Origin of the sequence: Citrobacter sp. Cpo100 (assembly GCF_030332595.1) — a bacterium.
GTDB classification, from domain to species: Bacteria; Pseudomonadota; Gammaproteobacteria; order Enterobacterales; family Enterobacteriaceae; genus Citrobacter; species Citrobacter portucalensis.
Window position 1 is genome coordinate 186,679 of sequence record NZ_JAOWHM010000026.1, and the last position, 14,073, is coordinate 200,751.

The window sequence follows — 14,073 nt, forward strand, 5'->3', positions numbered from 1 at the left end:
TGTTACCAATAGAAATATTGCATCAGGAAGATTTGGTCGCTCGGGTCGCCGGATGCATTCTGCATATAGAACCGACTGTCGAAGGCGGTAGCGAAACGGCCGCCGCCGTATTCATACCAGATACCGAACTGCATAAAGGAAGTGGTTTCGTCCTCGGCGCGATCCGGTCGGTGTTTGGCGTAGCTATAAGCAGTGGAGAGGTAAACGCCTTTTAGCGCTTCATACATCGCGCTGACCATGTAGCCGGTTTCGGTGCCGGACACATCCAGCCCGTCGGCGCGGCCCGTGTGGTGCCAGGCGCGGGCGGCGAAGTTGGGCGAAAGGATGCCGGTCAGGAACAGCTGTCCGGTACCATCTGTGATCTCCAGGCCGTTCATCCAGGTTACGCCTTCAGTCAGGTCGTACTGGATATAGCCGTTCATCATGGCCGGATAGGTATATTTATCGTCGTAGCGATCGTATTTACCAAAGTGCAGCCAGGCTTTGCTCTCGTCGTGGTGTCCGGCGGGCGTTGCTGTCACGCTGTAGCGCAAAGGACCGGTCAGGTTTTGTACCTTAATGGCGGTCATGATGTCACGGGTGTTGGGAATAACGTAGCCCAGGTCTGGAGTGAAATCCCCCCACCATTGCAGGTCATCCAGCGAAGAGTCCTGGCGCAGACTGAGCATCAGCTCCGTTCCGTCATTGGTACGATAACCGCCGTAAAAGCGGTTGATCCCGCCCTCGAATCCGCCCCAGCTATGGTCAGGAACCCAGGCATTGCCCTGATGGTCGGCCTGCACGGTCCAGCCCTCGCCGTAGATCAGACCAAACCAAGAGCCGTGTTTTATCTCCAGGCCACCTTCTATATAGGTACCATCACTGTATTTATGTTTGTCTTGTCCTTCTAAATCCATATATCCTCCCATGCCCAATTCGCCATAAAAGCGAAATGAGGGGGAAGATATTTCTGGCGTTTTCGTGTCGTCGTGTTCTGCAGGGCGAACTTCTTCTGCACCCAGAGAGGAGACGCAGAAAAAGGGCAGGGCAATAATTGCCCTGCAACAATGGCTAATGTTTTTCATGCTTCGATCCTAAGCAAATAAAATATAATTTTTATTGTTATATACCCGTCATACTTCAAGCTGCATGTGCGTTAGCTACGTTCGTTCACCCCAGTCACATAGTTATCTATGCTCCTGGGAATTCACTCACTTGCCGCCTTCATGCAACTCGAATTATTTTGGTTATAGCCTTGGAGAATATTGTTTATTGTTATTATGTTTTAGTCATTAATTGATATCTGAAGCAGGGGCTGCCTCAATAGCTTTTTCTTCTTTGGTTAGCCCTTTGATATATTTACTGTATTTCCACCAGGCAAAACCGAGGAAAATAACAATCCCACCGACGTTATAGAAAATAATGGTCATGATATTGCCGCCGGTTGGGAAGGTAGAGGCAATAAATCCGATGGTGAAAAGAACGATCAGCATCGACACCACAACAATGCCGGTTTTTTGCGAACCCATACGGAAGTCGCGCGGTAAGTGGTCCAGTTTTGCACGCAGATTCAGGTAAGCCAGCATAATAAACAGCGGCGGCAGCATCGAGGCGGCGGCGGTCATGTTGATGATAGTGTTCATTAAATCCTGCACGGTATTGGAACCGAGCGTCGGGATAATCATCAGCGGGATAACGATCAGGAACTGGATCCACGCTGCGCGGGCCGGAACGCCATTTTCATTCAGTTCGACGGTTTTTTTACCGAAAATACCCGCCGGAATTTCAGAGAAGAAGATCTTCACCGGCGTGGCGGTCCACATCAGCAGAGAGCCGAACATCGCGGTAAAGGAGACCAGGCCGACAAAGCGGTTCACGACCAGTTCCGGCAGGCCGAAATATGCCGCCAGGCCGTGGAATACCTGCACCGAACCACCGGTAAACTTCAGCTCTTTGCTGCTGACGAAGACGTTGATTAGCACCGAGGAGATGGAATAGAGCACGCCGATAAAAATCCCGGCAATGATAATGACCTTCACGAATGATTTGGAGCCGCCCTTGACGTCGTTGACGTAAACCGCCACCGACTCCGCGCCGCCTGCCGCCATAAAAATCCAGGTGGTGATACCGAGGAAGGCCCAGTTAAAATTCGGGATCATTGCGTCTACGGTGATAGGGTCAGCAGGCTGTACGCCGCCAACCAGCGCCGTACCTGCCAGTAAGATATAGGACAGCGTCAGCAGCAGCATCAACGTGGAGGTGACCGAGGTAATCGGCCCTAACATTTTTGCACCATTGGTCGAAACCCAGGTGGAGAAGGCAAACAGCACCATACTTAACACGGTGGTTGCGAACGGCGTCAGAATGTATTCGTAGCCTAAAAAAGCATATGAGGCGTAGGCAATAACGCGGGGCAAAAGCGAGGTAAAAAAGAACAGGTTAACGAACCAGTAGGTGTAGGCAGTAATAAATGCCCAACGTCCACCCAGCGAACTTTTTACCCATGCGTAGACACCGGCTTCGGAGTTTTTATTCAGCGAAACAAATTCGGCGATGATTAAGCAAAACGGAATAAAGTAGAAAATCGTCGCGAGGAAAAACATCGGTGCGGATGCCAGACCAAGCTCAATATTATTGTTGATTACGTTATTAAAACTATAAACCGCGGCAAAGGTGAGTGAAAGTAAGCCGAACTTGCCGATGGTATTACGTTTGGTATCAGACATAGCACATCTCCGATTCCTGATTATTATAGGGTACTGGCGGCGCAACGTCGGCGCCGCCTGTGTTTTTATTTATTATGAAAATAACCATCTTCGATGGTGACTTTGAGTACGACTTTTTTCACTGCGTTATTACAAATAAAACGATAGGCTTCATGGTTGTCACAAATAACCATTTGTCCTTCGTGCACTTCGATGGTTTTTCCACAACCTTTCAGATATTCGCGATCGGTTTCATCGCGATAATATTCAACCACCTGGAGATCCTCTTTGGCGGCATACTCTATTTTTTGCTGCCCTTGCAGGTAGTAATGGATCTCAAAATAACGACGATGACCGGTAAACAGCGCATCGGTCGCGGAGTCTGTCTCCACGCGGTAGCTCAGGGAATCACCGATAGAGTGGGCGACGCCTGGCTGAATATTGTCAATATTTTCAATAGCCTCGACGCAGCGTTGCCATTTCCGACCTGAAGCATAGCGTTGCTGGAACTGCTCTAAGTTGTCGATGATCCTCATTTTGTATTCTCGCTGTGCATATTCGTGGAAAAGAACCCGGTGCCAAAGGCGCGGTTGGCGGTGGTTTGAGCGCCAGATTCGCTGCCGGAAACCGGCAACAACGTGAAGCCGTAGCTGAATGACGTAAACCAGACGCGCCAGGAATCGAGCACTTCACTTCCCCACGAGTTGGAACCTAAGCCCAGCAACTGGTGGTCCAGATTCAGGGTGATGTCATCGCTACGCTGTAGCGCGTTGCAGTGTTGTGCGGCAAAGATATTTTCAGGCGTATAGCGCCAGGCGCTCAGGTTGACAGGGCGCTGTGGAACCACCAGCAGACCGTTGCCGTGGCGGTTGGTTAGCGTTGCCCAGCGCACGTCCTGACGATTGCCGTTGTTTTGCGGGAAAGGATAATTTTCGAACATCTCATCCACGCTGCTGCGCCAGATGTCGATGATGTTGGCCTGCTGGCTATCGGCATAGTTTTCACCGGGACCACGTCCGTAATACGCCACCTGGCCCAAATCACCGTTGATGCCCATCGTGAAACCGATGCACGGAATAATGTCCCGGTACTCGCCGTAAGGCTGGCCAGAAAGTTCCACATTCAGCTGACCGTCCGCGGCAATGCGCCAGCGATAGGTGCAGCGCATACCGAAATCGAATACCGGCGGGGCGATAATGGTCTGGCTGGTTATCAGCAGCGCATCATCGGTTTGCTCAAGGGTAAACTCGCGCAGATGCTCCTGCATAATCTGTAAATGATTCGGCTGCCAGAGGCCTTCGAACTCTTGCTTGTGGTTATCAATGGTCGGTTTGAAGAAATTAATCTTCGGCTCGCGGGTAATCAGCTCTTCGCCATTGACGTTCCAGGCGATCGGTTTACCGGTCAGCTTTGAGAAGGTCAGATGGAAGTTATAACCGCGAACGGTGCAGCTCTGGCGGCTGTCTTCCAGCGTCAGAGGGTTGGCGTTTTGCAGGCTAAACGGTACGGCAGCCGCCGTTCTGGCCTTCAGCGGGAACTGATAAGTCGCGATGTGATGCCCGGCTTCGCTGTATGACGTGCGGGAATCTTTCGTCACGGTGACGTTAAGGAACGCTTCGCGCGCATCCAGCTCCGGCAGTGCGCATTGCAGCAGCGCGTCGCTGTTGGGAGGAACGTCGCGCAGTTTTATCTGCTGAACAGAGAGCGTATCTCCTTCGGCGCGAACCTCAATATGCAAGGTGTAGTCGTCAAGCGTGGTGAACCAGAGTTTGTTTTCTACCCGTAGCTCGCCGCGGGCCAGATCCTGTGCGCGCACTTTCACCGGCGCAATTACCTGCTTGTACTCTTTCAGTCCCGGTCCTGGGGTTTGATCGGAATAAATCAGGCCATCAAGGCAGAAGTTGTAGTTGTTCGGATAGTCGCCGTAGTCGCCGCCATAGTTGTACCAGACGTTGCCGTCGTCATCTTTAGCCTGAATCCCGTGATCGCACCACTCCCAGACATAGTGCCCCTGAATGCAATCATGCTGATAGAAGACGTTCTGATATTCCGTTAGCCCGCCGGGACCGTTGCCCATGGCGTGAGCATATTCACAGATGATGCGCGGTTTAGGATGCGGATATTCACCAAACTCATTCATCAGCGGCACGCGGGTGTACATGGTGGAGATGATATCCACCACTTCAGCGTCACGATCTTCTTCGTAATGGATCAGACGCGTGTCATCCAGCGCTTTCGCAGCGTGATACATGGCGCGGATGTTACAGCCGTATCCGGATTCGTTACCGAGCGACCAGATGATGATCGAAGGGTGATTTTTCTGCGCATGGACGTGGCGCACGATGCGCTCAACGTAGACATTTTCCCACAGTGGATCGTCGGTGATCCGACTGATATCGCCGATATTGGCGAAGCCGTGAGATTCAACGTCTGTTTCGGCCATCACGAACAGGCCGTAGATATCGCACAATTCATAGAAACGCGGATCGTTCGGGTAATGGGCGGTGCGTACGGAGTTGATGTTGTGCTGCTTCATTAACAGCAGATCTTTTTCAACGCGATCCATACCGACCGCGCGGCCCTTAAGATGATCGTTATCGTGGCGGTTAACGCCATGCAGCATCACGTAGCGGTTATTGATGTAAAACAGACCGTCGCGAACTTTAATATCGCGGAATCCAACGCGCTGTGGCACGACCTCAAGGATGTTGCCGCTGGCATCTTTCAGCGTCATCACCAGATGGTAGAGATACGGCGATTCCGCAGACCACTGCTGCGGCGCGCTAACCTTGAAATGAAAAGCGGTCTGCGTTTGTTTATCCACCTTCAGGGTGTTAATCACATCGCTATGCAGCGCCTTCTCACCGTCAAACAAGGTGTATTCGAGCGACGCTATCGCTGGCGTAGAGGCCAGGTTTTCCAGCGCAATGTCGCAGGAGAGGGTGGCGTCGCGATAGTCATCATCGAACTCGGTGCGAACGGTAAAATCCTGAATGTGGGTCGCCTGTTTGCCGACCAGATAGACGTCGCGGAAAATTCCCGCCGACCACCACATATCCTGGTCTTCAACGTAGGTGGAATCAGCCCATTGCATTACGCGAACGCACAGCAGGTTATCACCGGTCTTCACCACCGCGCTGATATCAAATTCGGCCGTCAGGCGGCTGCCTTTACTGAAGCCAACGTACTGACCATTCACGTAAACTTCGAAGTAGGTTTCTACGCCATCAAACTTAATCAGCGTCTGTTTGCCCTGCCAGCCTTCGCTGAGGGTGAAAATGCGCTGATAGGCCCCGGTGGGGTTATTGGTCGGAACGTAGGGGACATCAATCGGGAAAGGAAAACCTTCGTCGGTATACTGCAGCTTACCGTGTCCTTCCATCTGCCACATGCCGGGGACGGTGATGCTGCCCCAGTCGTTCATAAATTGCGACGTAAAGGCTTCCGGCACCTGTAGCGGATGCTCAAAGAACTGAAAATTCCACTGACCGCTTAGCAGCTGAAAGAGGCTGCTGGTTTCGCGGGCAAACGAGCGAGCCTGCGCAACGGAGTCATAAGAGAAAAAATATGCGCGTGGCGCCAGTCGATTTTCGTGGGTGAGCTGAATGTTTTCCCAGCGATTCATAAGGCCTCCCGGTGGAGAAAAATCGGAACCATTCATTTTAATGGTGAGTAAGTGTGATTGATGGTGATTTTAGTAAAAGTTTTACTAAAATATAGCGAGTGAGGTGATTTACTTTAACTGGATCACGAAAATAATTCGGACGCGGAAAAGAATGCATGACAATGCGCGCCCGGCATCAGAAGAAACCGGGCGGGTTAGCGGGGGATTTTAGCGGGTGGTGCCGCGCAGTTTCAGCTTGCTGGGAACAAAAACCAGCAGGGGGAGCGCACGCCCGTCACGGGCTTTTTCGAACAGCAGGTTGACGCCCTGACTGCCCATCATTTCCGAATGAATGCGAACGGTGGAAAGCGGAGGAAAGGTGAAACGCGCCGTTGGGATATCATTAACGCTAATCAGCGAAATATCCTGCGGAATATTCAGACCACGCTCGTGGATGGCGCGCAGAACGCCAATGGCAATCGAGTCTGAAGCCACAAACAGGGCGCTGGGATAGTCGGGTTTCGCCAGCATTTCTTTAGCCAGTTCATAGCCTGATGAACTGGAGAAACCGCCGCGATAGATATCCTGTTCAGAAACGACCTGCTGCAGACGACCGTATTCGACAAACGCGGCTTCGCGGATATCGGCCTTGCCTGGCTGGTCTTCGCCACCGATGAAACCAATGCGGGTGACGCCCTGGGCAATGAAGAAGTCGATGCTCTCTTTGCTGATGCGTGCCAGATCGATATCGACGGCATCATATTCGCTGCCGGATTCATGGAAATCGATAAAGCAGATGTTGTCGGTAAGCGCTGTTGCCGCCTCGCGCAGAGCGGGAGAAGGTTTGCCGACAATAAGAATGCCGGTAATGTGTTTGCTCTCCGGCAGACCACTGTGCTCATAGCAGTTGGTCAGTTCGATCCCGAGTTTCTCACACTGGGTTTCAATCCCATGGCGGATCGCGAGGTAGTAAGGATCGTTGATTTCCAAATCTTGCTGATAGCTGTAGAGAGCCAGAATATGCTGGGGGCCGAGCGCGCTGGTCTGGTTCTTTCGGGCGCTGCTGGTTTTGTACTCCAGCTTTTCCGCGATCTCCAGAATGCGATGCTTAGTCTCTTCTTTTACATTCAGCGTGGGGTCATCGTTTAAAACCCGGGACACTGTCGCCAGGGACACGCCAGCTTCGATTGCGATGTCTTTAAGTGTTGCCATGTTTGCCTTTTCCCTGAGTTACCTGCGCATTGTAAATGAAGCGCTTATCTATTCATCTGTTTTCAGTAAAAAAAGCATGATTAATTGACATGCTCGGGGTAAAACTGGGCTTTCAGAGTGTGATGAGTACGTCATTTTCCCGCTTTTGAGAACAATGCCCGGAAAATATTTTGCTAGTATTTAGTAAAATTTTACCAAAGGAGAAAACAATGGATACCGTCGCATTTGCTGATTTTGCCCGAATGGAAATACGTGTTGGAAAAATCGCACAGGTAAAGCGCCATGACAATGCCGATAAGCTGTATATCGTACAGGTAGATGTGGGAGAGCGTACGCTGCAAACCGTAACCAGCCTGGTGCCTTACTACAGTGAAGAGGAGTTGATGGGCAAAACGGTGGTGGTGCTGTGTAATCTGCAAAAGGCCAAAATGCGCGGTGAGACATCAGAGTGCATGCTGCTGTGTGCGGAAACCGACGACGGTAGTGAAAGCGTACTGTTGACGCCAGAACGCCTTATGCCTGCTGGTGTGCGGATTGTTTAAGTTAGGCTAATTGCCGGATGGCGGCTACGCCTTATCCGGCCTACAAAAGAGTGTCTTTTATAGGCCGGGTAAGGTTGTTACATTTGCTCCACGCTCACCCGTAATGCTGCCAGGGCTTTGCGTGTCGATCGCAATACCAGATCGCATTGCTCGATCGTTAACGTCAACGGCGGTTCGATGCGGATCGTCTTTGCATTGTTAAGCGTGCCGGCGACCAGCACCCGCTGGCGGAACATCTCACTGGCAAAGTTGTAGCCGATTTCATTATCGACAAACTCAATCGCCATCAGCATTCCCTTACCGCGTACATCATGCACCAGGTCCGGGTACTCCCGCGCAAGCTGGCGGAAACCATCCAGCAACATATCGCCTTTCTGCTCCGCCTGAGCCGGTAAATTTTGCTCCAGCAGGACGTTAATGGTGGCCAGCGCAGCCGCACAAGCGAGCGGGTTGCCGCCAAACGTGGTGGTATGCAGGAAAGGATTGTCGAACAGGACGGAGAACACCTCTTCGGTGGCAATGGTCGCGCCAATTGGCATCACACCGCCGCCCAACGCTTTGGCCAGGCACATAATGTCGGGTTGCACGTTTTCGTGTTCGCAGGCGAACATCTTGCCGGTACGCCCCATGCCGGTTTGCACTTCGTCAAGGATCATCAGCGCGCCAAACTCATCGCAAAGTTTACGAACGGCGGTCAAATAACCTTGCGGCGGCAGGATCACCCCTCCTTCACCCTGGATCGGCTCGAGGATCACAGCTGCGACATCGTCACCGGTCTTTTTACACTCGCTGAGCATGGTGCGCATTGCGTTAATATCGCCAAACGGCACATGACGGAAGCCCGGCAGCAGCGGCATAAAAGGTTTACGGAAGGTGGATTTAGCCGTAGCGGACAGCGCGCCCAGTGATTTACCGTGGAATGCGCCGCTGGTGGCAATAAACGTAAATTTACCGCGCGGCGATTGATATGCTTTCGCCAGCTTCAGCGCGGCTTCAACCGACTCGGTCCCGCTGTTACAGAAAAAACTGTATTTCAGTTTACCGGGCGCCAGTGCGGCGAGGGTTTTTGCCAGCATGGCCCGCAGAGGGTCAAGTAACTCCTGGCTGTGTAGAGGTTGTTTCGCGAGTTGATTCTGTACGGCGGAAACCACGACTGGATTACGGTGCCCCACGTTGAAAATTCCAAAACCGCCCAGGCAATCGACGAACTCTTGCCCCTGGGTGTCGACAAGCGTATTAAGGCTTCCTGCTTGCCATTCTACGGCTCCGTAATCCCCGCCTGCAGTTACAGATTTTCGATACTCTAAGAACCCCGGATTGACATGCTCCTTGAAGTACTCAATCACCTCTCGGTTTAACGATTTCATTTCCTCATGATCAAGCGTGCGCTTTTCGATGAGATTCAGTGCGTGTGCGCTGCAGGCCAGGGCCGATGCGCTGGAAGGTAACCTGTTCAAAATATGCTCCCGGAGCTCGCGTATCACATGATACTGAATTAAGTATTGCAGGGATTGCGCCATTCCGGCGCGCTTAGCAAAAATCGGGATAAACACCAGGAAACATCTCATTTACGCAACATTTAATGCCGCGATTTAACATTTGCTGGCATTTTGCCCAAGTAAGGAGCCTGAAAACAGATCGAATAAACGCAAATTTGCGCTAAAAATGGGCAATATTTGCACTGTGACGGTGCGCTGGTAGAAGTGACGTTGAATAGTTACTAGGTGAAAGTATTTTAAATCAATGGATTAGAATGCGTACAGATTTTGAGGTTTAATCGCAAATTGCGATCTAAATCAAATTTAACAACTAAAGATAAAAAAATTATCGCCGAAATAACATAAGCCGAAAGAGTTAACAACCAGATAACCTGCACAGGACGCAATCATGTCTTCTCATCCCTACGTTAGTCAGCAAAATACACCGCTGGATGATGATATCACCCTCATGTCTACCACCGATTTACAAAGCTATATCACCCATGCGAACGATACATTTGTCCAGGTCAGTGGCTATCAGCTGAATGAATTGCTCGATAAGCCGCACAATCAGGTTCGTCACCCGGACATGCCAAAAGCGGCGTTTGCGGATATGTGGTACACCCTGAAGCAGGGCGAGCCATGGAGCGGGATTGTGAAAAACCGGCGTAAGAATGGCGATCACTACTGGGTGAGGGCCAATGCGGTGCCGATGGTGCGGGAAGGACGCGTGACCGGGTATATGTCGATTCGTACCCGGGCAACTGACGAGGAAATTGCGGCGGTCGAGCCTTTATATAAAGCGCTGAACGAAGGACGTTGCAACCGGCGTATTCATAAAGGGCTGGTGGTACGCAAAGGCTGGCTGGGTAAACTGCCGGCGATGCCGATTCGCTGGCGGGTGCGCAGCGTGATGGCATTCATGTTTGTCCTGCTAGCGGTCGCATTGCAGCAAATGGGCGCCGAATGGCCGTTACTGCTGATGAGCGCGTTGGTGATGGTGCTGGGAACGGCTATTTTCGAATGGCAAATTGTGCGTCCTATTGAGAATGTCACCCGTCAGGCGCTGAAAGTGGCGACCGGTGAGCGGAACAGCGTGTCGCATCTTAACCGTAGTGATGAACTAGGCCTGATGCTACGAGCAGTGGGCCAGCTTGGGTTAATGTGTCGCTGGCTCATTCACGACGTCTCCAGCCAGGTGAGTTGCGTGCGCAGCGACAGCGAAACGCTGGCGAAAGGCAGCGACGATTTAAACAAGCATACGCAGCAGACCGTAGAGAATGTGCAGGAAACGGTGACCACCATGAATCAGATGGCGGCATCGGTGAAACAAAACTCAGAGACCGCCGCCGCGGCCGATAAGCTCTCTATTGCCGCCAGTAGCGCGGCAACGCACGGCGGTGAGGCGATGGATACCGTCATCAAAACCATGGACGATATCGCCAACAGCACCCAGCGGATCGGCACCATTACGACGCTGATTAACGATATTGCCTTCCAGACCAACATTCTGGCTTTGAATGCTGCTGTTGAAGCCGCGCGGGCGGGCGAGCAGGGGAAAGGGTTCGCCGTGGTGGCGGGAGAAGTACGTCATCTTGCTAGCCGTAGCGCCAGTGCAGCCAATGATATCCGCAAGTTGATTGATGCCAGCGCTGACAAGGTGCAGTCCGGATCTGACCAGGTTCACGCCGCAGGACGCACGATGGACGATATTGTGGCGCAGGTGCAAAACGTCACTCAGCTGATCGCCCAAATCAGCCACTCCACGCTGGAACAGTCAGATGGTCTTTCCAGCCTGACCCGCGCGGTGAATGAATTAAGCAACATTACACAGAAAAACGCCGAACTGGTTGAAGAGAGTGCGCAGATTTCCGCGATGGTAAAACATCGCGCGGGTCGTCTGGAAGATGCGGTTACGGTGCTGCATTAATACTAAAAATACAGGCGGAACGTTGGGCATACGGGTTCCGCCTGCTGTGCAGATTAATCCAACTGAGTAATATCCAGCGCAGCGCGATCGATAATACCGATGATTTTTTTGATCTGCGCATCGCTGGTATCACCATGATTGACGCGTAGATCCAGCACGGCTTTGAAGTTTTCCAGCGCGCGTTTCATCTGTGGATTTTTGCGTAATTCAAAACCCACGCAGCGGGCTTTAATCCGTTCGTGGATATGTTCCAGATGTTCACGGTTCTCATCCAGCCACTGCTGGCCCTGAGTCGTGATCGCAATCTGTTTACGCCCACCTTCCTCGTCGCTGACGGTGATCAGTGCCTGATCCTGCAAGAAATCCAGCGTTGGATAGATAACGCCCGGGCTTGGGGTGTAATTACCCTGGGTCAGGGTTTCAATCGCTTTAATCAGCTCATAGCCGTGGCTGGCGTCGCGGGTCAAGATATCCAGAATCACCAGGCGTAATTCGCCGTGGCCGAAGAACCGCTGACGACGCCCCCCTCCGCCGCCACCACGACCGTGGCGATGTCCGCAACCCTGCTCGTGGTGATGTTCTTTGTTACAGCCTTCATGGCGATATTCTTCACCTTTGCAGCAACCTGCATGGTGCTCGTTGTGGCGGCCTTCATGGTGATGTCCTTCACCCTTGCAGCAGCCTTCGTGTTGGTGCTCTGAGTGCTTACAGCAACCTTCATGATGGTTTTGCATCATCGTCTCCTGATGTTGTTTAGATATATCTAATTTATATCTAAAAATTATCAGTTTGCAAGTCTACAAATAAAATGTTGTATAACATTATGATTATTATCTATTTTTATGTGTCTGTGATAACTGGGTAATCATAAGTTAACTATATCAAAAAGTGCTTGCAATATTTTTGATTAGCAATCATTATCATTTAAAAAATCAATTTAGATATATCGTATTATCTTCACAAGGCGAAAAAATGACAAAAAACATCTCACGCTACCCACAGCGCGTTCGCAATGAACTGCGTTTTCGAGAACTTACTGTCCTGCGCGTAGAGCGTATTAGCGCGGGCTTTCAGCGTATTGTATTGGGCGGTGACGCTCTGGACGGTTTTAGCTCACACGGCTTTGACGACCATACCAAGGTCTTTTTCCCTGAACCGGGCAGCAACTTTGTACCACCTGTCGTCACCGATGAAGGCATTGTCTGGGCTGACGGTGTACGTCCGTTATCCCGTGACTACACGCCGTTGTATGACGAAGCGCGCCATGAGTTGGCACTGGATTTCTATATTCATGACGGCGGCGTGGCAAGTACGTGGGCGATGAATGCCCGTGAGGGTGACAAGCTGACGATCGGCGGGCCGCGCGGTTCTTTGGTGGTACCAGAGGACTATGCGTATCAGGTTTACGTGTGTGATGAGTCGGGAATGCCCGCGTTGCGCCGACGCCTGGAGTCGCTCAGCCGTTTGGTGGTACGTCCGCACGTCACGGCGCTGGTTAGCGTGCAGGATGCAGCCTACCAGGACTATTTTGCCCATCTCGACGGATTTACTCTTCAGTGGTTTATCGGCCATAACGAGCAGGCGGTGAATGAACACTTATCGCGGCTAAGCATGCTCACAGACGATTATTTCATCTGGATCACTGGCGAAGGCAAGGTGGTCAAAAACCTGAGTGCTCGTTTTGAAACCGAGGCGTTCGATCAGCAACGGGTTCGTGCAGCGGCTTACTGGCATCAACGCCGTTAATCAGTAATTAGAGGGCGGAACGCCAAACGCCTGGCGGAATGCGTAGCTAAATGCCGCGGTACTTGAATACCCAACGTCGAGTGCCACGGCGGTTACGCTTTTATTTTTCTTCAGCATTAATACCGATTCAAGTATTCGCATTTTTTGCTTCCAGACGCTGAAGGGCAATCCGGTTTCTTTTTTGAAATGACGTGAAAAGGTACGGGCAGACATACCCAAATGCTGCGCCCAGTATTCAACCGAATGCTCCAGTGCGGGGGATTCTTGTATTGTTCGGCAGACTTTGGTTAATTCGCGATCCTGCGGCCAGGGTAATACAAAAGCGACTTCCGGGAGTTGCAGAATAATATCGACCAGCACACTAACCAGCTTGCCCTCTTTTGACTGACTATCATAATGGCCTGAAATTGAATTCGTGGCGTAATGAATAAACTCTCTGGCGAAATCACTGATAGCCACTACTTTGCATTCATTGATGCTCTCTTCAAGAAAACCCGGTTTAATATCCAGATTTTCTAAATATACATCATCTAATGCCCAAACCGCATGCTCCGTATTATTTGGGATCCAGATGCCATAATGCGCCGGGATTATCCAGCACTTACCGGCAACATCAATGCGCATGCTGCCTTTGCGGGCGAAATGAAACTGCATAAAAGAGTGTGAATGCTGCGGTACATGGTGGTTGGCTTCCAGGACATAAGAGCGAAAGAATACGTCCTGCGGCAGTTCGGTCATGGAGTTATCCGGGAAGGAGTTCCACTGTTTTTGCGCGAGAGTTTCCATAAATGAATCGTCAATGCTCCCGATGGTGTGTCCGCTGTTCGATAGATCTTGTCCGCGGATCATAATACATACACTCTTTTTTCCATAATAA

The 14,073-nt window shown here is 51.4% G+C and carries 11 protein-coding genes; 3 read left to right on the forward strand and 8 right to left on the reverse strand.

The window, feature by feature from the left end:
• Positions 1–2: 2 nt before the first annotated feature.
• From ygjJ to ebgR, 5 genes are all read right to left on the reverse strand, one after another.
• The gene (gene ygjJ, locus OGX96_RS04385; protein WP_032945071.1) at positions 3–1,064 is read right to left on the reverse strand and encodes a protein YgjJ; all 1,062 of its coding nucleotides are present in this window, start codon (positions 1,062–1,064) and stop codon (positions 3–5) included.
• Between the two features lie 207 nt (positions 1,065–1,271).
• Positions 1,272–2,705: an amino acid permease gene (locus tag OGX96_RS04390; RefSeq protein WP_003828538.1), complete on the reverse strand. Its 1,434-nt coding sequence runs from the start codon at positions 2,703–2,705 to the stop codon at positions 1,272–1,274.
• A 65-nt stretch (positions 2,706–2,770) separates the two neighbouring features.
• A complete protein-coding gene (locus OGX96_RS04395) occupies positions 2,771–3,220 on the reverse strand; it encodes a beta-galactosidase subunit beta (protein WP_153686680.1) in 450 nt (149 codons plus the stop codon).
• Complete coding sequence (ebgA, locus tag OGX96_RS04400; RefSeq protein ID WP_198801747.1) at positions 3,217–6,309, reverse strand: beta-galactosidase subunit alpha; 3,093 nt, start codon at positions 6,307–6,309, stop codon at positions 3,217–3,219. Before ebgA ends, OGX96_RS04395 begins: the two co-directional genes overlap by 4 nt.
• Before the next feature lie 207 nt (positions 6,310–6,516).
• Entirely contained in the window at positions 6,517–7,500 is a 984-nt protein-coding gene (gene ebgR, locus OGX96_RS04405) for a transcriptional regulator EbgR (RefSeq protein ID WP_032945068.1), read from the reverse strand.
• A gap of 209 nt (positions 7,501–7,709) precedes the next feature.
• Here ebgR and OGX96_RS04410 point away from each other — a divergent pair, with 209 nt between their 5' ends.
• A complete protein-coding gene (locus OGX96_RS04410) occupies positions 7,710–8,042 on the forward strand; it encodes a tRNA-binding protein (RefSeq protein ID WP_016157522.1) in 333 nt (110 codons plus the stop codon).
• A gap of 77 nt (positions 8,043–8,119) precedes the next feature.
• Here OGX96_RS04410 and ygjG read toward each other — a convergent pair whose 3' ends face one another.
• Positions 8,120–9,499, reverse strand: a complete 1,380-nt coding sequence (ygjG, locus tag OGX96_RS04415; protein ID WP_167371260.1) for a putrescine aminotransferase — start codon at positions 9,497–9,499, stop codon at positions 8,120–8,122.
• 430 nt (positions 9,500–9,929) lie between these two features.
• On the opposite strand from ygjG, the gene OGX96_RS04420 reads away from it, so the two are divergent.
• Positions 9,930–11,450, forward strand: a complete 1,521-nt coding sequence (locus tag OGX96_RS04420; protein WP_103014964.1) for a methyl-accepting chemotaxis protein — start codon at positions 9,930–9,932, stop codon at positions 11,448–11,450.
• Between the two features lie 53 nt (positions 11,451–11,503).
• Here the strand turns inward: OGX96_RS04420 and OGX96_RS04425 are convergent, their stop codons facing one another.
• A complete protein-coding gene (locus OGX96_RS04425; RefSeq protein ID WP_162623414.1) occupies positions 11,504–12,187 on the reverse strand; it encodes a PadR family transcriptional regulator in 684 nt (227 codons plus the stop codon).
• A gap of 235 nt (positions 12,188–12,422) precedes the next feature.
• Here OGX96_RS04425 and OGX96_RS04430 point away from each other — a divergent pair, with 235 nt between their 5' ends.
• Complete coding sequence (locus OGX96_RS04430) at positions 12,423–13,196, forward strand: siderophore-interacting protein (protein WP_198801748.1); 774 nt, start codon at positions 12,423–12,425, stop codon at positions 13,194–13,196.
• On the opposite strand, the gene OGX96_RS04435 is transcribed toward OGX96_RS04430, so the two are convergent.
• A complete protein-coding gene (locus OGX96_RS04435) occupies positions 13,197–14,045 on the reverse strand; it encodes a helix-turn-helix domain-containing protein (protein ID WP_020996343.1) in 849 nt (282 codons plus the stop codon).
• Positions 14,046–14,073: the final 28 nt, after the last annotated feature.